Source organism: Nonomuraea sp. ZG12, from assembly GCF_052068115.1.
In the GTDB taxonomy this organism is placed as follows: Bacteria; Actinomycetota; Actinomycetes; order Streptosporangiales; family Streptosporangiaceae; genus Nonomuraea.
Genome location: NZ_JBQHCW010000008.1, coordinates 137303 through 156932, shown reverse-complemented (window position 1 = coordinate 156932; position 19630 = coordinate 137303). Strand labels below are relative to the sequence as shown.

Genomic DNA, 19630 nt, shown 5'->3' with positions numbered 1-19630 from the left:
GACATGCGCCAGATCGATTCCGATTTCCTCGCGCTGCCGCTCAGGCGGCTCGCGGACGCCGCCCTGCAACGCGCACGCGAGCTGGGAGCCGAGCACGCCGACTTCCGGCTGGAGCGTGTCAGAGCCGAGACGCTCAGCCTCTACGACACCCGGTTGGAGGGCGCCTCCGACGCCGATGACCTGGGCTACGCCGTCCGGGTCGTCAAGAACGGCACCTGGGGGTTCGCCTCCGGCATCCACCTGACCCCCGAGGCGGCCGTGCGGGTCGCCGAACAGGCGGTGCGGGTGGCCGAGGTGAGCGCGCCGATCAACACCGAGCCCATCGAGCTCGCGCCCGAGCCCGTGCACGCCGACACCACCTGGGTGTCGGCCTACGACGTGGACCCGTTCGAGGTGTCCTCGGCCGACAAGGTCGCGCTGCTGGCCGACTGGTCGGCCGGGCTGCTCAAGGGCGCCGACCACGTCTCGGCCCGGCTGCTGCAGGTCAAGGAGCAGAAGTTCTACGCCGACACGGCCGGCACCGTCACCACCCAGCAGCGGGTGCGGGTGCATCCGAAGCTCAACGCGATGAAGGCCTCCGAGTCTGGCTTCGACGACATGTCGACGATCGCGCCCCCGGTGGGCCGCGGCTACGAATACCTCACGGGCACCGGCTGGGACTGGGCGGCCGAGCTGGCCAAGCTGCCGGAGCTGCTGGCGGAGAAGCTCGCGGCGCCGTCGGTGGAGGCGGGCGACTACGACCTGGTGGTCGACCCGTCCAATCTGTGGCTGACGATCCACGAGTCGATCGGCCACGCCACGGAGCTCGACCGGGCGCTCGGCTACGAGGCCGCCTACGCCGGCACCAGCTTCGCCACCTTCGACCAGCTCGGCGAGCTGGTCTACGGCTCCACGCCGATGAACGTGACCGGCGACAGGACCGTCACCCACGGGCTGGCCACGATCGGCTTCGACGACGAGGGCGTGCAGGGGCAGAGCTTCGACATCGTCAAGGACGGCATCCTGGTCGGCTACCAGCTCGACCGCCGGATGGCGCTGATGAAGGGCCTCTGCAGGTCCAACGGCTGCGCCTTCGCCGACTCCCCCGGGCACATGCCGATCCAGCGGATGGCGAACGTCTCGCTGGCGCCCGCCCCGGGCGGGCCCGACACGGAGGAGCTCATCTCCGGCGTCGAGCGGGGCCTCTACATCGTCGGCGACAAGAGCTGGTCGATCGACATGCAGCGCTACAACTTCCAGTTCACCGGGCAGCGGGCGTACAAGATCTCGCACGGCCGGCTCGCCGGGCAGGTGCGCGACTTCGCCTACCAGGCGACGACGACGGACTTCTGGCAGTCCATGGAGGCCGTCGGCGGCCCGCAGACCTACGTGCTGGGCGGCGCCTTCAACTGCGGCAAGGGCCAGCCGGGCCAGGTCGCGCCGGTCAGCCACGGCTGCCCCTCCGCGCTGTTCAGGAACGTCCGGATCCTCAACACCGTTCAGGAGGGCGGAAAGTGACTCCCCAGGAGATGGTGGAAAGGGCCCTGGAGCTCTCCACGACCGACGGGTGCGTGGTGCTGGTGGACGAGGAGTCCACGGCCAACCTGCGCTTCGCCGGCAACACCCTGACGACCAACGGCGTGGCCCGCTCCAGCCGGCTCACCGTGATCTCGATCGCCGGGCAGGGCGTGGGCGTGGTCTCACGCGCGGCCGTGCGCCCCGAGCAGCTCGCCGACGTGGTGGCCGCCGCCGACGCCACCGCCCGCGACGCGCAGCCCGCCGAGGACGCCCGGCAGCTCGTCGAGGGCGGGCCGGCGAGCGCCGGCTGGGACGCGCCGGTGACGCCCACCGACATCGAGGTGTTCCAGGGCTTCGCGCCCGCGCTCGGCGAGACCTTCGCCACCGCCAAGGCCGGCGGCAGGAAGCTGTACGGTTTCGCCGAGCACACGCTGACCTCCACCTTCCTCGGCAGCTCCACCGGCCTGCGGCTGCGCCACGACCAGCCGACCGGGCGGCTGGAGCTCAACGCCAAGTCCGCCGACCTCAAGCGCTCGGCGTGGACCGGGGTGGCCACCCGCGACTTCACCGACGTGGACGTGGCCGTGCTCGACGCCTCGCTGGCGCAGCGCCTCGACTGGGCCAAGACGCGGGTGGACCTGCCGGCGGGCCGCTACGAGACGCTGATGCCGCCGAGCGCGGTCGCCGACCTGATGGTCTACCTGTTCTGGTCGGCGCAGGCCAGGGACGCCGTGGACGGCCGCTCGGTGTTCGCGAAGCCGGGCGGCGGCACCCGGGTGGGTGAGCGGCTCGCCACCATGCCGGTGACGCTGTCCAGCGACCCGGCCGCGGCCGGCATCGGCTGCGCGCCGTTCGTCATGGCGCACGCCTCCAGCCGGGGCAGTTCGGTGTTCGACAACGGGCTGCCGCTGGCGGCGACCGACTGGATCAGGGACGGCCGGCTGGAGGCGCTGCTGCAGACCCGCTACTCGGCCGAGCTGAGCGAGCTGCCGGTGACGCCCGCCATCGACAATCTGATCATGAAAGGGCCGGCGGACGGCCGCTCCCTGGAGGAGATGATCGCCTCCACCGAGCGCGGCCTGCTGCTCACCTGCCTGTGGTACATCCGCGAGGTCGATCCGCAGACGCTGCTGCTGACCGGCCTGACCCGGGACGGCGTCTACCTCGTCGAGCACGGCGAGGTGGTGGGCGAGGTGAACAACTTCCGGTTCAACGAGAGCCCGGTCGACCTGCTCGGCCGCCTGACGGAGATCGGCTCGGCCGAGCCGACGCTGGCCCGCGAGTGGGGCGACTACTTCACCCGTACCGTCATGCCCGCCGTACGGGTGCCCGACTTCAACATGTCGACGGTCAGCCAGGCGAGCTGAAACACGCCGACGGCCAGTCCGGCGGGCTGGAACACGCCGACGGTCAGCCCGGCGGGCCTGACCATGTCGACGGTCAGCCGGGCCGGCCGACGGTGAGCTCGTGCACCCGGCTCCACCGCTGGCCGGTGACCAGCCGGGCGGTGCCCGCCTTCATGTCGTAGACGATCGACCAGCGAGTGTGCGGCTGGACCACCTGGCGCAGCAGGTCGAGGGCCTCGGTCTCGGTGCCGATGCCCTCGGCCAGCCTGCGGTAGCGCGCGTCGGCCATGCGGGTGCGGCGGTCGGCGCCGGCCATGGTGATGTTGGTGAGGATCCGGTCGTCGATGACGTGCAGTTCGCCGCCGCCGTACTCGACGACGACGGACCGGCCCGACCGGTCGGCGATCAGATAGTGCACCTGCGGGCCGTCGGTGAACTCCACGTCGTAGCGGCGCATGAGGGCGACGGCCTCGTCCACGGTGGCGGCCCGGTCGAGCATCAGCCGGATGATCCGCGTGGTGCCCACCAGGGTGCGGCCCGGGGTCCTGGCGGGCAGCTCGGCGTCCGGCACCTGGGCCAGGCCGACGGTGAGGCCCTGGTCGTTCATGCCGTCGAACGGCAGGAGCACCGCGTGCCCGAGCCGCCGCCGGTCGGCGGCGTCCTTGAGGTCGGGCGCGCCGCCGTCGAGCACGTACGAGACGTCCGACAGCGACAGGGAGGCGTAGCCGCCGGGCGGGCTGACGTGCACCACCATGGCCGGGTTCGGGTCCCAGTCGAAGTTTCTGCCGAACTCGGCGCCGCGCACGAACAGCGAGCACGCCCAGTCGTCGTCGCGGCGGGCGAGCTCCGCGTCGGTGAGCGGCGCCTCGGCGTCGTAGCCGCCGTGGTAGGTCATCTCGTACAGCGGCAGGTCGTCGACCTGCCGCAGGCTGCTCACCGTACGAGCGATCTCGTCGGAGTTCTGGCGTAACACCCCTTGCCCCTGCTCGTGCGCGGACTTCTGGGCCGGGTCGCCGGCTGCGGGCGTCCCTCCCGAGCAGGCCATGACCGCGGGCATGATGAGGACGAGCAGTGCCGACAACACCCCTGCCGTACGGCTACGCATATTGGCAGTTTGTCGGCTGAGGTGTCATCTGTCACCCATGCGGCGCAGGATGCCTAGGAGTCCTCCAGCCGGAACCCCACCTTCATGCCGACCTGAAAGTGGGCCACCTCTCCCCCTTCGATGTGTCCGCGCACCTCGGTCACCTCGAACCAGTCGAGGTGGCGCAGCGTCTCGGAGGCCCGCCTGATCCCGTTGCGGACGGCCTGGTCCACGCTCTCCGACGAGGTGCCGACGATCTCGGTCACCCGGTATGTGCGATCCGTCATCTCCACATCCTCCTTACTCCCCGGCCATGATCGCATGACCTGCGCCGATGACCGGGAGCGCCGTCCCGACCGGCTGGTCCGAGGTCTACGGTGGAAGTATGAAAGGTTGGCGGAGGAAAAGGGATGTCCACCAGGTCACGGACGCCAGGCCGTCGCTGACCGCCGACATCCGCCGGCGCGAGATCAGCTACCTCATCAAGATGGGGATACGCACGATCTGCCTGATCCTGGCGGTGGTGCTGCCCCTGCCGTGGCCCTACCGCATGCTGTTCATCGCGGGCGCAGTTCTTTTGCCATACATAGCCGTAATCGGGGCCAATGAGAGGGGCCAACCCGCCCCTCCTCCCACCTTTCACAGCCCTGATGCTGACCAAAGTGAGATACCGATGCACCGACGCGAGATCGGGTCGTGACTAAGTCTTGACGCATCCCACGGGTTGTAGGTGTACGCTTTAGACAAGCGCTCCGGTCCCCCGTCGGAGCGCTGGTGCCGGCGTTCCGGGCCCCCGTCGGAACGCCGATGAAGCGACGCCGGGTGGTTTGCCCCCGTAACCACCCGGCGTTGCCCCTTTTCCGGGCAAATCTTGGATCTAAATGATCTGTCCCGTTACGGGGCGCAGTCGGATAGGGCCGCTTTCCCGAAATCGTTTACACCCCGCCTTCCCCACATTTCACAGGAAACGTTCAGGTTCGGGCGGGGTTGACACTGATAGTTCGTCCATATGTCAGCTGTCAGTCAGTGTCTCCTTCGTCGCCTGACCCCAGTTGCCGGCCAGCGTCGTCAATCGCGCCACCGCGTCGTCGGGGGCGGTGCCCGATCCTTCGGCCAGACCCAGCAGGTAGGCGGTCAACGGCGCGGCCGGCCTGGCCACCCCGTGCGCCACCTCCTTGGTCAGCTCCAGGATCACGTCCCGGTCCACCCGGGCGGGGTCGATGCCCAGCTCCTTGCAGGCCAGCGCGGTCCACTCGGCCAATACGTTCATACGAGCCTCCTCCAGATGTCCCTAGTGTCGCAGCCGGACCAGGGTCCGCCCGAGCGTCGGCGGCAAGGACACCGTGCAGATCACGGGCCGAGTGGGCCGGCGGGCTAGCCGCCGATCGCGGACATGGGGCGGGAAGGCTGGAGGAAGGCCGGGTCGTCGATGCCGTGGCCGGCCTTCTTGCGGGAGACGGCGGTGATCCACCGCTCGGCCAGCTCTTCGTCGGTGGCGCCCGCGCGCATCGCGGTCTTGAGGTCGGACTCCTCGGTGGCGAACAGGCAGTTGCGGATCTGCCCGTCGGCGGTGAGGCGTACGCGGTCGCAGGCGCCGCAGAACGGCCGGGTGACCGAGCCGATCACGCCGACCCGGCCGGGGCCTCCGTCGACGAGGAACCGCTCGGCGGGGGCGCTGCCGCGCTCCTCCAGGTCGTCGGCCGCCAGGTCGAACGAGGCCGACAGCAGCTTGAGGATCTCGTCCGCCGTCACCATGGTGTCGCGGCTCCAGCCGTGCTGGGCGTCGAGCGGCATCTGCTCGATGAACCGCAGCTCGTAGCCCTGTTCCAGGCAGAAGCGCAGCAGCGGCACGGCCTCGTGCTGGTTGACCTCGCGCATCAGCACCGAGTTGACCTTGACGGGGCGCAGGCCGGCCTCGTGGGCGGCGGCCAGGCCGGCAATCACGTCGGGGAACCTGTCGCGGTGCGCGAGCCGCTTGAAGGTGTCGCGGTCGAGGGTGTCGAGGGAGACGTTGACCCGGTCCAGCCCGGCGGCGGCGAGCGGCGCCGCGACACGGGCCAGGCCGATGCCGTTGGTGGTCAGCGACACCTGCGGCCGGGGTTCGAGCGCGGTGGTCCGGCCGACGATGTCGACGAGCTCGCGCCGCAGCAGCGGCTCGCCGCCGGTATAGCGGACCTCGTGGATGCCGAGGCGTTCGACGCCGATCGTCACCAGCCTGACGATCTCGTCCGCGGTGAGGAGCTGCGCGTTGGGCAGCCACTCGAGTCCTTCGGGGGGCATGCAGTAGGAGCAGCGCAGATTGCACTTGTCCGTGAGGGACACCCGCAGATCCGTCGCCACCCGTCCGAACGAGTCTCGCAACATGGGGGCGTCACCTCCTGTCGTTCTTCAGACGGCCAGCCTACGTCTCCCGACCCTCCTGTCCCAAAACGGGTATAGGGCCGCGAATCCCGTTCAATCAGTGCGCAGGAGTCCGGCGTGCGCCGTGACGTGCCGGGCGTCGCGAAGGTAGAGCTCATGATGGCCGTCGGCGAGGTGGCCCGCGAAGGCGGCGCTGCCGGCCGCCGCCCGCTCGCGCATGAACGCCACCAGCGCGTGCAGCCGCTCGACGACCGCCTCGGGCAGGGCCCGGCGGTCGCCTGGTGCCAGGTCGTAGGCGTCGCACAGCAGCCGCAGCCGCCGCGCCTGCTCGGTGACCGGCAGCGCCGCCTCCCCGTTGCCGTCCACATCACCGTCGCCGACGGCGCAGGTGAGCGGCACGAACCGGTAGGCGGCGTAGGCCACGTCCCACAGTCTCGGGGCCGGGTGAGCGGTGTCGAAGTCGATGAAGGCGACGGGCAGGCCGTCGCGGAAGACGCAGTTGTACGGCGCGACGTCGCCGTGGCAGATCACCTCGGCGGGCTCCCGGGCGGGAAAGTACCAGGTGGCGTCGTCGGCGGGCGTGTGGCCGGCGGTGGCGTCGTGATACTCGCGCAGCAGCGTGGCCAGGCGTCGCAGGGCGCCGTCGCTCCGCAGGTGGCCGGGCATCGGGTGGTGGCCGACGACGCCGGGCACGAAGTCGAGGATCTCGCGGCCGCGCTCGTCCAGGCCGTGCGCCCGCGGCGCGCCCGTGAAGCCCCGGGCGGCGAGGTGGCCGAGCAGGCCGTACACGGCGGGCGTCCACGGCCCCACCGGCCGCCGCACGGTCGCGCCGACCCGGACCACCTCGTTGACTCCCCCGCCGGTGAGGATCTCCTCCCGTTGCGTCACGAACCGATCGTACGAGGCGGGCGTAAAGCACGCGACGGAGATAAATGAGTGGGCATTTACCCACGACGGCGGCAGACTTGGATCAAGGACGAACGAGGAGTTCCCATGCCGAACCAGCCCGCACCCAACCTGTTGTCGTGGGCCAGCGAGATCGACGAGGGCACGGTCATGCAGGCCGCGCGCGCCGCCCGGATGCGGATCGTGTCCGGCCACGTCGCTCTCATGCCCGACGCGCACGTGGGCATCGGCGCGACCGTCGGCTCGGTGATCCCCACCGAGGGAGCGATCATTCCGGCCGCCGTCGGCGTCGACATCGGCTGTGGCATGGTCGCGACCGAGACGACGCTGACCGCGGCCGACCTGCCGGACACGCTCGACGCGCTGATGCGGCTGGTGGAGCGCCGGATCCCGGCCGGCGTCGGCAAGGGGCACGAGGACCCGTCCGTCGACCGGGCGCTGAGCGAGCTCGGCAGCCCGCACACCGCCCTGACCGGCAAGCAGGAGACGACGGTCGCCCGGCAGTTCGGCACCCTCGGCTCCGGCAACCACTTCGTCGAGGTCTGCCTGGACGAGCGGGACCGGGTCTGGACGGTGCTGCACTCCGGCTCGCGCGGCATCGGCAACCAGCTCGCGACCCGGCACATCATGGACGCGAAGAAGCTGATGAAGCATCAGGCGATCGGCCTGGAGGACCCGGACCTGGCTTACCTGGTGCAGAACACCCCGGAGTTCGACGCCTACATCGCCGACATGCTGTGGTCGCAGCACTACGCGATGGCCTCGCGTGCCCGCATGGACAAGGTGCTGATCAACGCCCTCTTCGGGGTGGTCGGCCACGGCTCGCGGGTCCGCACGATCAACTGCCACCACAATTTCACCCAGCTGGAGACGCATCACGACAAGCGTCTGTGGATCACCCGGAAGGGCGCGATCAAGGCGGACACCGGTGACGAGGGCGTCATCCCCGGCTCGATGGGGACGCGCTCGTACATCGTCAGCGGCCGGGGCAACCCGCTGTCGTACAACTCGTGCGCGCACGGGGCGGGCCGCCGGATGTCGCGCAGCAAGGCCAAGCGTCAGCTGTCGGCCACGTCGCTGAAGGCGGCGATGCGGGGCCGTACGTGGAACTCCGACCGCGCCGACGCGCTGGTGGACGAGCACCCGGAGGCCTACAAGCCGATCGACGTCGTGATGGAGGACCAGAAGGACCTGGTGATGGTCCAGCACACGCTGCGCCAGGTGTTCAACTACAAGGGCTGAACCGGCGGTAAGATCGTCGACCAGTCCTGGCGAACGGAGCGAGCGGCGTGACATCGGTCTACGTGTTCAACGGTCCCAACCTCAACCTGCTCGGCACCCGCGAGCCGGAGATCTACGGGACGACCACGCTGGCCGACGTGGAGGCGATGTGCCGCGAGGAGTGCGAGGCGGCCGGCCTGGAGCTGGTCTTCGGGCAGTCCAACCACGAAGGCCAGCTCATCGACTGGATCCAGGAGGCGGGCGCCGAGGTGAAGGCGGGCCGGGCGATCGGGGCGGTGTTCAATCCCGGCGCCTTCACCCACACGTCGGTGGCGCTGCACGACGCGATCGAGGGGGTGGAGCTGCCGGTGGTGGAGGTGCACATCTCCAACGTGCACCGGCGCGAGCCGTTCCGGCACCGCTCCTACGTCTCGCCGGTGGCGCGCGGGATCGTGGTCGGGTTCGGCGTGTACGGCTATGTCATGGGGCTTCGGGGGCTGCGGCACGCGGTCACGGGGGGCTGACGCGCCAGGCGGGCCGCTCGCCGGTGTCGACCAGGTTCCAGCGGCCGTCCGGGTTCAGGCGGTCCTCGTAGTAGTAGGTGGTGGCGGGCAGGGGCACGGCGGCGCCGCCGTACGCGGCGAACGCCTCGCGGGCGGCCTGCCTGAGCCGCTCCGGCGGCACGCCGAGGGTGTCGGCGGCGACCTGGGCGAGGCGTTCGAGGGCGTGGTGGCCCATGAAGCTGTCGTAGGTGAGGCTGAGGACCCGCTCACGCGGCTGCCGGATGTCGCGGGAGATGACGTTGACCGGCGGCAGCTCCCGGTTCAGGCCCCGCTCACGCCGGATCAGCGGGTCGACGTAGACGCCGCAGTCACGGTAGAGGATCGCGGTGCGGCGGGCGTCGGGGTCGAATCCGAAAAGGGTGTTCTGGCCATGGAGTTCGAGCGTGCACCCGGTGCGGGTGACGGCTCGCAGCCACAGCCGGACCATGGGGGTGACGACCCGCCGCGCCAGCCAGCTCGCCGGGTCCTCGCCGCTGCGGGCGACGAGCTGCTCCAGCAGTGTCGGGTCGCCGGGGCGCCGGACGTCACCGCCGTACAGCGCGAACAGCGGCACGGTGTGGTGCGGCGGGTCGGCCCCGAATCCGGGCTCGTCCGGCAGGTCGCCGTCGGGGCCGGTCGCCGTGCCCGAGCGCGGCCGGGACTCGCGGATCAGGAAGCCCCACGCCTCCTCCGGCCGGTCGCCGAGCACGCCGCCCCCGACCTCGGGCAGGACGGGCAGCCCGGCGGCCAGCAGTTCCTCGGCGGCCCACAGCTGCACGGAGATGATCGGCCGGCGCAGGCGGCGGGTGAAGCGGGACAGGCGCTTCGGGTAGTGCAGTTTGACGAAGTGCGGCTCGACGGGGTCGCCGCCGATGCGCTCGACGAAGACGGTGCGGGCGTTGGCGGAGGGCACCACCACCAGGTCCGGCCCGCGCTCACGCAAGGCGTCGCGGCCCGGCAGGCCGGGGAAGGCGAGCGTCTCGGGGTGGACGGGCAGCAGGAAGGTGTCGCCGCCCCGATACAGCTTGGTGAGGGTGGACTCCACCGCGTTGCTCAGGAACGTCCCCTCCCCTGCCGCCACCCTGAACGTCGGCACCACGAACCGCTCGGAGCCCCGCTGCGGATGGTAGGGCTCGGAGATCTCCGAGTCGCCGGAGAACCTGCTGTAGGCGCGGGTTCCCACGCCCAGGTAGCGCTCCGCGTACTGCCAGGACGGCAGCGGATCCGATGCGTCGTCGAGGATCATTCAGTGGATTCCATCCGGCTAATGTCGAAATCGGGTATTTACCCGCGCCTGCCCGCTCGACGCCTACGGGCCGTCCACGTAGTGGAACGAGGGCTGCGGATGCATGAGGAAGTCGTGGTGGGACAGGTTCCAGGCGTAGGCGCCGGCCAGGCCGAAGGCGACCAGATCGCCCACCCGCAGGCCGGTGACCTCGGCGTTGCGGTTGAGCACGTCCTTGGGTGTGCACAGCTGGCCGACGAGGGTGGCCGTCCCGGTCAGGGCGGGGCCGGACGTGGCCCGGTGGATGACGGTGAAGGGCTGGTCGTGCCCCCTGGCGACGGGGGTGCGCAGGTGGTGGGTGCCGCCGCGGAGCACGGCGTAATGGCGGCCGTGGGTGCGCTTGACGTCCAGGACGTCGGTGACGTACCAGCCGTCGTAGGCGGTCAGCGAGCGTCCCGGCTCGATCCGCAGCCGCGCGGAGCCGCCCAGATCCGCCAGGGCGGCGCTGTAGGCCTTCCAGTCGAACCGGGTCTGCGGGGCGCCGTAGTCGACGCCCATGCCGCCGCCGAGATCCAGCTCCGGCTCGGTCACCTCCGGCAGGTGCTCGCGCAGCCAGGGCAGCGCCCAGGCGCCGACCCGGCGGGCCAGATCGGCCATCGCGGGGGCGTCGTGCCGGCCCCAGGTCAGGTGGGCGTGGATGCCGTGCGGCGTGATCCGGGGCGCGTCACGCAGCAGCCGCACGCAGGCGGCCAGCCCGTCCGGGTCCATGCCGAACGGGCTGTCCGCCGCCTGCCGGACGTCCTCCCCGGGCAGGTCGGGGTTGGCGCGCAGCAGGATGTCCTGCCGGGCGCCGGTGGCGATCAGCCGGGCCAGCTCGCCGGGGCTCTCCACATGCAGCCGCTCGACGCCCGGATCCAGGGCCAGCGCGAGCTCGGCATCGGTCTTGCCCGGCCCGCTGAACGCCACCGGCGCGTCCGGCAGCAGCTCCCGCACGAGGGCCAGCTCGCCGCCTGAGGCGACCTCGAAGCCGTCCACGAAGGGCCGCAGCGTCCGCAGGATCTCGGCGGCGGGATTGGCCTTGACCGCGTAGAACACCTGGGCGCTGCCGGCCATCGCCGCCTGGACGGCGCCGGCGTGCGCGCGCAGCCCGGGCAGGTCGTAGACGTAGGCGGGCAGCTCTCCCGCCGCCGCCAGCCGCAGCGCCCGCGCCCGCACCGACTCCACCACCATCGCGCCCCCGCAAGACCAGACATCTCGTACGGAACCGTACGGACTTCATCCCGTAGGGGAAAGCCCTCGGTACGAAACCGTACGAGAGATGACAAAACTAGGCGTGAAGGGCGAATGGCTACTTTCATCAATCCGTACGTCCGCCTGCGGCGGATCTCCTACGGGTGGAGGGCGGAGGCGCGACACCGTCTGCCGCGCCTCCGCTGATTCCGCGCGGGCCGTACGGCACCCGACTGCCGCTCCTCCCTCGGCCCGCGCGGAGCTTGTCAGAGTGCCTTTCAGGGTGAGGCGCAGGTGTAGCCGGAGGGGGTCTGGGTGTTGCCGCCGGGCCGGCTCACCTGGAAGCCGAAGCTGGTGGCGGCCCCCGCGGCGAGGGTGCTGTTGTGGTTCACGCTCTTGGCGGTGACCGTCTGCCCGCTGGTGGTGATGGTGGCGTTCCAGGAGCCGGTCAGGGAGTGGCCGGCGGGCAGGGTGAAGGTGACGGTCCAGCCGTTGATGGTGGAGGTGCCGGTGTTGGAGACGGTCGCGGGCTGCACGACGTAGCCGTTGTTCCACTGGGTCTGCACGGTGCCGGTGGCGGTGCAGGGTCCGCCGGGTCCGCCGCCGCCGGAGATGGTGGTGAAGGTGGCGTTGGCCGACGGGGTGGACAGGTTGCCGGCGCCGTCCCGGGCTCGCACGTAGACCTGGTACTGGGTCTGCGGGCTCAGGCCGGTCAGGGTGATGGAGTTGGTGGAGCTCTGGCCGAGCTGCTGGTCGGTGCTGCCCTGCTCACGGTAGACGGTGTAGCCCGCCAGCCCGCTGCCGCCGGAGTCGGTGGAGGCCGTCCAGGTCAGCGTGGCGGAAGTGCCGGTGATGTTGGCCGCGGAGGGGGTGCCCGGCGTGGTGGGCGCGGTGTCGTCATCTCCCCCGCTGCCACCGGCCAGCGCGTCGTGCACGGCGGTGTAGGCGGGTTTCTGCTGGTAGTTCTCGTTGTAGATCAGCGCGGCGCCCTCCCCGCTGAAGGTGTCGGGCACCCAGGAGTACTTGTCGGTGAAGCCCCAGATGGTGACCCCGGCGCAGGCGGTGACGGCCATGCAGGCGTTGACCACGTTGCGGTAGTAGGTGGCCTGGGTGGCGTCCTTCGAGGAGTCCCTGGGCATCTGCATGCGGATGTCCACCTCGGTGATCCGCACCTGGACGCCGAGGTCGGCGAAGCGCTGCAGGTTCTGCTGGAGGTCGTTGGGGAAGCCGTACTGGATGGCCAGGTGGCTCTGGAAGCCGACGCAGTCGACCGGTACGTTCTGCTGCCTCAGCGTCCGGACCAGGTTGTACATCGCGGTGCTCTTGGCGTTGATGCCCTCGACGTTGTAGTCGTTGATGCACAGCCGCGCGTCGGGATCGGCGGCGCGGGCGGCGCGGAAGGCGTCGGCGATGAAGCTCTGCCCGAGCGTGTTGTACCAGAACGAGCTGCGCATGCCGCCGTTGTCGTCGAAGACCTCGTTCACCACGTCCCAGGAGACCACCGTCGGGTTGTCGGCGTAGCGGCCGACGACCTGGCTGATGTGGTTCTGCATGGCGGTGCGCATCGCGCTGGCGCCGAGGCCCTGCACCCAGCCGGGGGTCTGGTTGTGCCAGACCAGCGTGTGCCCGTGCACCTCCTGGTCGTTCTGGGTGGCGAAGTCGACTATGGCGTCGGCGCCGGAGAAGGTGAACTGGTTCTGGTTCGGCTCGGTGGACTCCCACTTCATCGCGTTCTCGGCGGTGATCTGGTTGAACTCGGTGGCCGCGATGTTCCTGTACTGGGTCTCGTTGGACAGCGGGCCGGTGGCCAGCGCGGTGCCGATGAACTTGCCGCGACTCGCGGCGTGCTGGCGCAGGGGCGCCGAGGCGTCGGCGGGGGTGACCGGCATCAGGAACACGACGAGCAGCCCGAGCAGGGCGGCCGCGGCGAGAGTCCTGGTGCGGGCCCCGGATCTGACGAGCGATGACGAAAGCACGAGCACCTACCTCCGGAAGCGTGCCATGACTCGATCCCGAAACTTTCGACCCCTTCGAGATCCATGTCGGGACGGTATTGACATGCAGTGGAACGGGTCAATGCCGGAAGCGGGACGGCGCTGTTTGGGCAGGTGGCGAGCTGAAATTATCAGCTCTTACATGAAACTTTCAGATGCCGGGCGGAAACGCCGCGTGCCCGCCTCGCTGGGGGAGCAGGGGCGGGCACGGTCCCGGGAGGTACCCGGCCTTCCGGGAGAATGGGGTGGCGCTCAGGCGTCGTCGTCCGACACCCGGGAGGCGTCCTGGCAGACGCTGCCGCCACCTTTCGTGAGCACCGGCAGCAGGGCCCCGCAGGTGCTCACCGGCGCGGACACGGGCTCGACGATCTCATCGTTGAAGACGATCACGTCGCCGATGACCGGCGGCGGGCCGGCGGGCGCGGCCGGCTCGACCGGCTCAGGCGGCTCCGCCGGTTCGGCGGGCTCGGCGGCAGGCGCCGGCTCGGCCGCCTCCGCCGCGGGCGCCGGCACGGCCGCTTCGGCGGCGGGCGCGGCGGGGACGGCCGCCTCCGCGGCGGGCGGCGGCGCGACCGCCGCCGACACGGGCGGGGGCGCGACGGCCTCCGCGGCGGGCGGGGGTACGGCCGCTTCGGCCGGGGCCGCCAGCGCGAGCAGGCCGGCGATCATGCCACCGACACCCGCGACGGCGCGTTTGCCGGTCCGCCCGCCTGCTGCCCGAAACGCCCGGGACGTCCGCCCAGCATGATGCGATCGATGATCGCGAGCGCCACCGCCGAGAGGATGAAGGTCAGGTGGATCAGTGTTTTCCATAGGAGTTCCCTGTCGGTCACGGCCGGTCGCGCCGCGTTGATGAAGATCTGGAGAAGGTGGATGGAGGAGATGCCGATGATCGCCATGGCGAGCTTGACCTTGAGCACGTTGGCGTTGACATGCGACAACCACTGAGGCTGGTCCGGATGCCCCTCGATGCGCAGTCGGGAGACGAACGTCTCGTAGCCGCCGACGATCACCATGATCAGCAGGTTGCTGATCATCACCACGTCCACGAGACCGAGGACGATCAGCATGACGGTGGTCTCCGCGGGCTTGCCGCCGAATCCGAGCTGGACGAGGTGGATCAGCTCAGCCATGAACCGCCATACGTAGACCACCTGGGCCACGATGAGACCGAGATAGAGAGGAGCCTGGATCCAGCGGCTCAGGAACATGACATAGCCGAGGCGCCGTAGTGGACTGCGATACCCGTTCGGCGGGCCACCCACGGACTGTAGCTGGTGCATCTACGACGTGAACACGTTCACATGCTGGATGACGGTCTCCATGCCGAATAGCGCTTTCTCACCGGTCAGCTCGGCCACCACGGGCGGCAGCGTGCCCGCGGCGACCGTGACGGCGGCGGCGATCGCGACGGTCAGGGCTCGAATGCTCAATGCGACTCCTTCGGTATCTGTTCGGATGCTCCCGTCAGGATTCAGGGGAGCCTGGAGGCCGGGGCGGCGCGGCGGCGGTCAACCGCGCCGCCCCTACCCGTGGCCGGTCGGCAGGGTCAGGGCGCCAGGCAGGCGGTGGCCGGGATCTCGGTGGGGAGGCCGGGGGCGGACGGGTCGACCAGCGAGCCCACGTCGGCGGCGCTGCTGGTCAGGCAGCCGATCACGGTGATCGGGTCGACGACGGCGTGGGCGGCGGGGGCGACGGCCATGAGCAGCCCGCCGGCCACCATCGTGGCCACGGTGAGGCGGCGCGTGCGGTGCATGAGACCTCCTGGGTCTGGTGTCAACGTTGGGCACTCAACGTATTGCTTCGGTAACGCTAAGTACAGGATCAGCCCACGCCTTCACCCAGAGTTTCTCTATTGTTTCCCTGCGTTACACCAAAAGGGCCGGGCCTTATCCTCTTATGAGGGCCCTTTGCACTCCTATCTAGATCATGTTAGATGGATGAGTAAAGGTGCCTATCGTCGCGATATCCGACATGCTCCGGGAAGGACCGGGCACAGTGACGCTGATCATCGATGGCGTCTCCGTACGGCAGCGCGGGGAGATCTGGCTCGACGACATCCGTCTCGAGTTACCGAGCGGGATGACGACGCTTCTCGGCCCGATGGCGGCGGGGAAGACGACATTGATGCGGGTCGCCGCCGGCCTGTTGCCCCCCGACCGCGGGCGTGTGGCGGTGAACGGGCGCGACGTCACCTCGGTCTCCGTACGCAAGCGCTCGGTCGCCTTCGTCTACCAGCAGTTCATCAACTATCCCTCGCTGTCGGTCTACGAGAACATCGCCTCGCCGCTGCGCCTGGACGCCTCCTTCCCCAAGGACGGCCTGGACCGGCGGGTGCGCGAGGTGGCCGAGCTCATGGGCATCGGCGGCCTGCTCGGGCGCAGGCCCGCCGAGCTGTCGGGGGGCCAGCAGCAGCGCACCGCCATCGCGCGGGCGCTGGCCCGGCCGGTGGACGTGCTGCTGCTGGACGAGCCGCTGGCCAATCTCGACTTCAAGCTGCGCGAGCAGCTCAGGGCCGACCTGAAGAGCATGTTCGCCCAGGCGCCCGGCGTGGTGCTGTACTCCACGGCCGACCCGAACGAGGCGCTGTCGTTCGCGGCGCCCACGGTGGTGCTGGGCGAAGGGCGGGTGCTGCACACCGGTGACGTGGCGGACATGTACGCCGAGCCGCCCACGCTGGCGGTCGCGGCGACGCTCAGCGACCCGCCGCTGAACCTGCTGCCGGGCGTGGTGCGTGAGGGCAGGATCGACTGCCTCGGTGCCTCCTTTCCCGCGCCGGGGGCGCACGGGGACGGCCGGAACGTGGTGCTGGCCGTACGCCCTCATCAGGTGAGCATCGAGCGCGGCGGGCCGGACATGCTGGAGTTCCCCGCGGAGATCCGGCTCGCGGAGGTGACCGGGAGCTCGACGTTCCTGCACCTGGTGCCGGCCGGTGGCAGGCACCTGGTCGCGCATCTGGAGGGGGCGCGGCTGTTCGACCCCGGCGAACCGGCGACGGCGTTCGTGGATCCGGCGCACCTGTTCGTCTTCGACGAGGTCGGCGGCCGGCTGCTGGCCACGTCCGCGGCGGAGGTCGACCTGCATGGCTGACATCCGGCTGGAGGGCGTGGGGCACAGCTATGACGGCGGCCGGACGTGGGCGCTGCGCCCGATGACGTGGACGTGGCGGGCCGGCCGGGCGTACGCGCTGCTCGGCCCGAGCGGGTGCGGGAAGACCACGCTGCTCAACATCATCTCCGGCCTGCTCTCCCCCACCGTGGGACGCGTCTGGTTCGGCGACCGCGAGGTGACCGGCGTGCCGACCGCGGGCCGCAACATCGCGCAGGTCTTCCAGTTCCCGGTGCTGTACGAGGAGATGTCCGTCTACGACAACCTGGCCTTCCCGCTGCGCAACCGCCGCTTCCCGAAGGCAGACGTGGACCGGCGGGTGCGCGAGGTGTCGCGGCTGCTAGGCCTGGAGGAGCACCTGCGGCGCCGGTCGCGGCGGCTGGACCCGGGCCGGCAGCAGATCGTCAGCCTGGGCCGCGGCCTGGTGCGCGCGGACGTGGCGGCGGTGCTGCTGGACGAGCCGCTCACCGTCGTCGACCCGGCCATGAAATGGACGCTGCGCAGCAAGCTCAAGCAGATCCACCGCGACACCGGGCACACGCTCATCTACGTCACCCACGACCAGACCGAGGCGCTGACCTTCGCCGACGAGGTGGTGGTGCTCAACGACGGGGCGATCGTGCAGGCGGGCGAGCCGAGTGAGCTGTTCCTGTCGCCCGCGCACGAGTTCGTCGGCCACTTCATCGGCTCGCCCGGCATGAACGTGCTCCCGGCCGAGCTGGTGGACGGCGTGGTGCGCCTCGGCGACGCCCCGCTCGGGCGGGCGTCCGGCGACCTGCCCTCGGGTCCGGTGCGGGTCGGGGTCCGGCCGGAGTTCGTACGGATCGAGCAGGACGGCGCCGGGCCGGCGGCGCGCGTGACGGGCGTGGACCGGATGGGCGCCTACAACCTGGTGCACGCCCTGGCGAACGGGCATCCGCTGATCGTCAAGACCGATGCCGGGGCCAGGTTCGACCCTGGCGCCACGTGTGTCCTGCGCTTCACCGAGGGCCGCGCGTTCCTGTTCAGGGACGCGGTCAGGTGCGGCGTGATCGAGCCGCTGGACGGGGGGGCCAGGGCATGAGCGAGCGGACGGCGACCGTCGGCGCCGACGACCCACCGGCAGAGAAGGCGGCGGCAGAGGCCGGAGAGAGGCGGGCCGACCCCAGGCGCAGGAACAATCGGGCCTGGCTGCTGGTGCTGCCGGTCGTCGTGTCGGTGGCGTTCACGGCCGTGATCCCGCTGATGACCGTGGTGAACTTCTCCGTGCAGGACATCTTCAGCCCCAGCGACCGGCTCTTCGTCGGGCTGGAGTGGTTCCGGTCGGTGGCGCGTGACCCGGAGGTGCGGGCCGCGTTCGTGCGCACGCTGCTGTTCTCGGCGCAGGTGCTGCTGCTGGAGATCCCCCTGGGCGTGCTGCTCGCGGTGTCGATGCCGCGCCGGGGCGTGTGGGTGTCGGTGTCGCTGGTGCTGGTCGCGCTGCCGCTGCTGATCCCGTGGAACGTGGTGGGCACCATCTGGCAGATCTTCGCCCGCCCCGACATCGGGCTCGGCGGCTGGGCCGTCAACAACGTGCTGGGGCTGGACTTCAACTACACGCTGGACGCCACCGACGCCTGGATCACCGTGCTGGCCATGGACGTGTGGCACTGGACGCCGCTGGTGGCGCTGCTGGCCTACGCGGGACTGCGTTCGATCCCGGACCCGTACTTCCAGGCGGCGCAGATCGACGGCGCCTCCGGCTGGGCCACCTTCCGCCACATCCAGCTCCCCCGGCTGCGCGGCGTGCTGACGATCGCGATCCTGCTGCGCTTCATGGACAGCTTCATGATCTACACCGAGCCGTTCGTGGTGACGGGCGGCGGGCCGGGCAACGCCACGTCCTTCCTCAGCATCCTGCTGTCGAAGATCGCCGTCGGGCAGTTCGACCTGGGGCCGGCCGGGGCGTTCTCGCTGCTGTACTTCCTGGCCGTGCAGATCGTCTCCTACGTCTTCTTCACCGTGCTGACCAGGACCGGGAGGTGAGCGCGATGGCGCGGGGCGACAGGCGGCTGCCCTGGGCGCGGACGGTGTTCTGGCTCTACGGCATCACGCTGCTGCTGCCGCTGTTGTGGATGTTCGGCATGTCCATCCGCCCCAACCAGGACATTCTCGGCAGTTTCTCGCTCATCCCGCAGCGTGTCACCTTCGACAACTACGTCACGTTCTTCACGAACTCGGTGTGGTACTCGAGCTACCTCAACTCGATCATCTACACGTCGATGAACGCGGTCATGTCGCTGGTGGTGGCGCTGCCCGCCGCCTACGCCTTCTCCCGGTTCAGGTTCGCCGGCGACAAGCACCTGTTCTTCTGGCTGCTGACGAACCGGATGGCGCCGCCGGCGGTGTTCCTGCTGCCGTTCTTCCAGATCTATCAGGCGGTGGGCCTGTTCGACACGCATCTGGGGGTGGCCATCGCGCACATGCTGTTCAACGTGCCGCTGGCGGTGTGGATCCTCGAAGGGTTCATGTCGGGCATCCCCCGCGAGATCGACGAGACCGCGGCGATCGACGGCTACTCGCTGCCGCGGTTCTTCGTCAAGATCTTCCTGCCGATGATCCGCTCCGCGATCGGCGTCACGCTGTTCTTCTGCTTCATGTTCAGCTGGGTCGAGCTGCTCATCGCGCGGACCATCACCTCGGTGAACGCCAAGCCGATCGCCGCCACCATGACGCGCACGGTCAGCGCGGCGGGCGTCGACTGGGGGCTGCTGGCGGCGGCCGGAGTCCTGACGATCGTGCCCGGCGCGATCGTGATCTGGTTCGTCCGCAACTACATCGCCAAGGGCTTCAGCTTGGGGAGGGTCTAGCCGTGCTGCCAGGACTGGAGTGGATGGTGTGGACCGGGCCCACGGCGGCCGTCTTCATCGGGCTCGGGCTGCTGCTGTGCGGGATGGCGGTCTGGGCGAAGATCTCCCCGCCGGTGGCGCGGCGGGGGTTCCTGCGCATCGAGACCGATCGGGGGGACCGGCTGTACATCGGCCTCATCAGCGCGGCCGTCGTACTCGCCGGATGGATCGCGGTCACCGACCTGTCCATGTGGCTGGCGCTGGCCTGCGCGTTCCTGGTGGCGCTGACGATCGGGTTGTGGGGCTGAC

Annotated in this window: 22 protein-coding genes; 10 read left to right on the top strand and 12 right to left on the bottom strand. The window is 70.2% G+C overall.

All coding sequences use genetic code 11. The annotated features are described in order from the left end of the window. The first annotated feature begins 3 nt into the window (after positions 1 to 3). Positions 4 to 1497, top strand: a complete 1494-nt coding sequence (locus ACTMTF_RS23465) for a TldD/PmbA family protein (protein WP_441112606.1) — start codon at positions 4 to 6, stop codon at positions 1495 to 1497. Then, the gene (locus ACTMTF_RS23460; protein ID WP_441112605.1) at positions 1494 to 2864 is read left to right on the top strand and encodes a metallopeptidase TldD-related protein; all 1371 of its coding nucleotides are present in this window, start codon (positions 1494 to 1496) and stop codon (positions 2862 to 2864) included. Before ACTMTF_RS23465 ends, ACTMTF_RS23460 begins: the two co-directional genes overlap by 4 nt. A gap of 73 nt (positions 2865 to 2937) precedes the next feature. Here ACTMTF_RS23460 and ACTMTF_RS23455 read toward each other — a convergent pair whose 3' ends face one another. Together ACTMTF_RS23455 and ACTMTF_RS23450 are read right to left on the bottom strand one after the other, a co-directional pair. Next, positions 2938 to 3948 carry a linear amide C-N hydrolase gene (locus ACTMTF_RS23455; protein ID WP_441112604.1) on the bottom strand — a complete coding sequence of 337 codons (1011 nt, stop codon included), beginning with the start codon at positions 3946 to 3948 and terminating at the stop codon, positions 2938 to 2940. Positions 3949 to 4001: 53 nt separating this feature from the next. After that, positions 4002 to 4214 (bottom strand): dodecin, encoded by a 213-nt coding sequence (locus tag ACTMTF_RS23450; protein WP_397013241.1) that lies wholly within the window; start codon positions 4212 to 4214, stop codon positions 4002 to 4004. 98 nt (positions 4215 to 4312) lie between these two features. On the opposite strand from ACTMTF_RS23450, the gene ACTMTF_RS23445 reads away from it, so the two are divergent. Beyond that, entirely contained in the window at positions 4313 to 4627 is a 315-nt protein-coding gene (locus ACTMTF_RS23445; protein WP_441112603.1) for a DUF3099 domain-containing protein, read from the top strand. Between the two features lie 312 nt (positions 4628 to 4939). Here ACTMTF_RS23445 and ACTMTF_RS23440 read toward each other — a convergent pair whose 3' ends face one another. The 3 genes from ACTMTF_RS23440 to ACTMTF_RS23430 form a co-directional block, all read right to left on the bottom strand. Then, the gene (locus ACTMTF_RS23440) at positions 4940 to 5197 is read right to left on the bottom strand and encodes a DUF6457 domain-containing protein (protein ID WP_397013245.1); all 258 of its coding nucleotides are present in this window, start codon (positions 5195 to 5197) and stop codon (positions 4940 to 4942) included. 104 nt (positions 5198 to 5301) lie between these two features. After that, positions 5302 to 6291 (bottom strand): GTP 3',8-cyclase MoaA, encoded by a 990-nt coding sequence (moaA, locus tag ACTMTF_RS23435; RefSeq protein WP_441112602.1) that lies wholly within the window; start codon positions 6289 to 6291, stop codon positions 5302 to 5304. A gap of 90 nt (positions 6292 to 6381) precedes the next feature. Then, complete coding sequence (locus ACTMTF_RS23430) at positions 6382 to 7176, bottom strand: phosphotransferase (protein WP_441112601.1); 795 nt, start codon at positions 7174 to 7176, stop codon at positions 6382 to 6384. Positions 7177 to 7281: 105 nt separating this feature from the next. Here ACTMTF_RS23430 and ACTMTF_RS23425 point away from each other — a divergent pair, with 105 nt between their 5' ends. Together ACTMTF_RS23425 and aroQ are read left to right on the top strand one after the other, a co-directional pair. Further along, positions 7282 to 8436, top strand: coding sequence for an RtcB family protein (locus ACTMTF_RS23425; protein ID WP_441112600.1), 1155 nt, complete (start codon positions 7282 to 7284; stop codon positions 8434 to 8436). A 47-nt stretch (positions 8437 to 8483) separates the two neighbouring features. After that, entirely contained in the window at positions 8484 to 8939 is a 456-nt protein-coding gene (gene aroQ / locus ACTMTF_RS23420) for a type II 3-dehydroquinate dehydratase (RefSeq protein WP_441112599.1), read from the top strand. Here the strand turns inward: aroQ and ACTMTF_RS23415 are convergent. The 7 genes from ACTMTF_RS23415 to ACTMTF_RS23385 all read right to left on the bottom strand — a co-directional run bounded on the left by ACTMTF_RS23415 (position 8926) and on the right by ACTMTF_RS23385 (position 15162). Further along, the gene (locus ACTMTF_RS23415; protein ID WP_441112598.1) at positions 8926 to 10203 is read right to left on the bottom strand and encodes a ferric iron reductase; all 1278 of its coding nucleotides are present in this window, start codon (positions 10201 to 10203) and stop codon (positions 8926 to 8928) included. The genes aroQ and ACTMTF_RS23415 overlap by 14 nt on opposite strands. A gap of 63 nt (positions 10204 to 10266) precedes the next feature. Then, the gene (locus tag ACTMTF_RS23410) at positions 10267 to 11412 is read right to left on the bottom strand and encodes a type III PLP-dependent enzyme (RefSeq protein ID WP_441112597.1); all 1146 of its coding nucleotides are present in this window, start codon (positions 11410 to 11412) and stop codon (positions 10267 to 10269) included. Positions 11413 to 11690: 278 nt separating this feature from the next. Further along, positions 11691 to 13388 carry an endo-1,4-beta-xylanase gene (locus ACTMTF_RS23405; RefSeq protein WP_441112596.1) on the bottom strand — a complete coding sequence of 566 codons (1698 nt, stop codon included), beginning with the start codon at positions 13386 to 13388 and terminating at the stop codon, positions 11691 to 11693. A 270-nt stretch (positions 13389 to 13658) separates the two neighbouring features. Next, positions 13659 to 14075: a hypothetical protein gene (locus tag ACTMTF_RS23400; protein WP_441112595.1), complete on the bottom strand. Its 417-nt coding sequence runs from the start codon at positions 14073 to 14075 to the stop codon at positions 13659 to 13661. After that, positions 14072 to 14617 carry a TIGR00645 family protein gene (locus ACTMTF_RS23395; protein ID WP_263651970.1) on the bottom strand — a complete coding sequence of 182 codons (546 nt, stop codon included), beginning with the start codon at positions 14615 to 14617 and terminating at the stop codon, positions 14072 to 14074. The genes ACTMTF_RS23400 and ACTMTF_RS23395 overlap by 4 nt, the downstream gene beginning before the upstream one ends. Positions 14618 to 14689: 72 nt before the next feature. After that, positions 14690 to 14839, bottom strand: a complete 150-nt coding sequence (locus ACTMTF_RS23390) for a hypothetical protein (RefSeq protein WP_397013259.1) — start codon at positions 14837 to 14839, stop codon at positions 14690 to 14692. A 116-nt stretch (positions 14840 to 14955) separates the two neighbouring features. Continuing rightward, positions 14956 to 15162, bottom strand: a complete 207-nt coding sequence (locus ACTMTF_RS23385; RefSeq protein WP_441112594.1) for a hypothetical protein — start codon at positions 15160 to 15162, stop codon at positions 14956 to 14958. 242 nt (positions 15163 to 15404) lie between these two features. Here ACTMTF_RS23385 and ACTMTF_RS23380 point away from each other — a divergent pair, with 242 nt between their 5' ends. Genes ACTMTF_RS23380 through ACTMTF_RS23360 form a run of 5 tightly spaced genes read left to right on the top strand, consistent with a single transcriptional unit; the run spans position 15405 to position 19629 of the window. Then, positions 15405 to 16496: an ABC transporter ATP-binding protein gene (locus ACTMTF_RS23380; RefSeq protein ID WP_441112593.1), complete on the top strand. Its 1092-nt coding sequence runs from the start codon at positions 15405 to 15407 to the stop codon at positions 16494 to 16496. After that, positions 16489 to 17577, top strand: a complete 1089-nt coding sequence (locus tag ACTMTF_RS23375) for an ABC transporter ATP-binding protein (RefSeq protein WP_441112592.1) — start codon at positions 16489 to 16491, stop codon at positions 17575 to 17577. Before ACTMTF_RS23380 ends, ACTMTF_RS23375 begins: the two co-directional genes overlap by 8 nt. Then, positions 17574 to 18518 carry a carbohydrate ABC transporter permease gene (locus ACTMTF_RS23370; RefSeq protein WP_441112591.1) on the top strand — a complete coding sequence of 315 codons (945 nt, stop codon included), beginning with the start codon at positions 17574 to 17576 and terminating at the stop codon, positions 18516 to 18518. The genes ACTMTF_RS23375 and ACTMTF_RS23370 overlap by 4 nt, the downstream gene beginning before the upstream one ends. Positions 18519 to 18523: 5 nt before the next feature. Beyond that, positions 18524 to 19342 (top strand): carbohydrate ABC transporter permease, encoded by an 819-nt coding sequence (locus ACTMTF_RS23365; RefSeq protein WP_397013266.1) that lies wholly within the window; start codon positions 18524 to 18526, stop codon positions 19340 to 19342. A 2-nt stretch (positions 19343 to 19344) separates the two neighbouring features. Beyond that, positions 19345 to 19629: a DUF2160 domain-containing protein gene (locus ACTMTF_RS23360; RefSeq protein ID WP_225277217.1), complete on the top strand. Its 285-nt coding sequence runs from the start codon at positions 19345 to 19347 to the stop codon at positions 19627 to 19629. The last annotated feature ends 1 nt before the right edge of the window (position 19630 follow it).

Bases quoted from the DNA above. Each gene is read 5' to 3' on its own strand.
- ACTMTF_RS23375 (WP_441112592.1), top strand. From the start codon at position 16,489: ATGGCTGACATCCGGCTGGAGGGCGTGGGGCACAGCTATGACGGCGGC.
- ACTMTF_RS23410 (WP_441112597.1), bottom strand. From the start codon at position 11,412: ATGGTGGTGGAGTCGGTGCGGGCGCGGGCGCTGCGGCTGGCGGCGGCG.
- ACTMTF_RS23440 (WP_397013245.1), bottom strand. From the start codon at position 5,197: ATGAACGTATTGGCCGAGTGGACCGCGCTGGCCTGCAAGGAGCTGGGC.
- ACTMTF_RS23465 (WP_441112606.1), top strand. From the start codon at position 4: ATGCGCCAGATCGATTCCGATTTCCTCGCGCTGCCGCTCAGGCGGCTC.
- ACTMTF_RS23365 (WP_397013266.1), top strand. From the start codon at position 18,524: ATGGCGCGGGGCGACAGGCGGCTGCCCTGGGCGCGGACGGTGTTCTGG.
- ACTMTF_RS23385 (WP_441112594.1), bottom strand. From the start codon at position 15,162: ATGCACCGCACGCGCCGCCTCACCGTGGCCACGATGGTGGCCGGCGGG.
- ACTMTF_RS23425 (WP_441112600.1), top strand. From the start codon at position 7,282: ATGCCGAACCAGCCCGCACCCAACCTGTTGTCGTGGGCCAGCGAGATC.
- ACTMTF_RS23395 (WP_263651970.1), bottom strand. From the start codon at position 14,617: ATGTTCCTGAGCCGCTGGATCCAGGCTCCTCTCTATCTCGGTCTCATC.
- moaA (WP_441112602.1), bottom strand. From the start codon at position 6,291: ATGTTGCGAGACTCGTTCGGACGGGTGGCGACGGATCTGCGGGTGTCC.
- ACTMTF_RS23455 (WP_441112604.1), bottom strand. From the start codon at position 3,948: ATGCGTAGCCGTACGGCAGGGGTGTTGTCGGCACTGCTCGTCCTCATC.
- ACTMTF_RS23400 (WP_441112595.1), bottom strand. From the start codon at position 14,075: ATGATCGCCGGCCTGCTCGCGCTGGCGGCCCCGGCCGAAGCGGCCGTA.
- ACTMTF_RS23415 (WP_441112598.1), bottom strand. From the start codon at position 10,203: ATGATCCTCGACGACGCATCGGATCCGCTGCCGTCCTGGCAGTACGCG.
- ACTMTF_RS23370 (WP_441112591.1), top strand. From the start codon at position 17,574: ATGAGCGAGCGGACGGCGACCGTCGGCGCCGACGACCCACCGGCAGAG.
- ACTMTF_RS23450 (WP_397013241.1), bottom strand. From the start codon at position 4,214: ATGACGGATCGCACATACCGGGTGACCGAGATCGTCGGCACCTCGTCG.
- ACTMTF_RS23445 (WP_441112603.1), top strand. From the start codon at position 4,313: ATGAAAGGTTGGCGGAGGAAAAGGGATGTCCACCAGGTCACGGACGCC.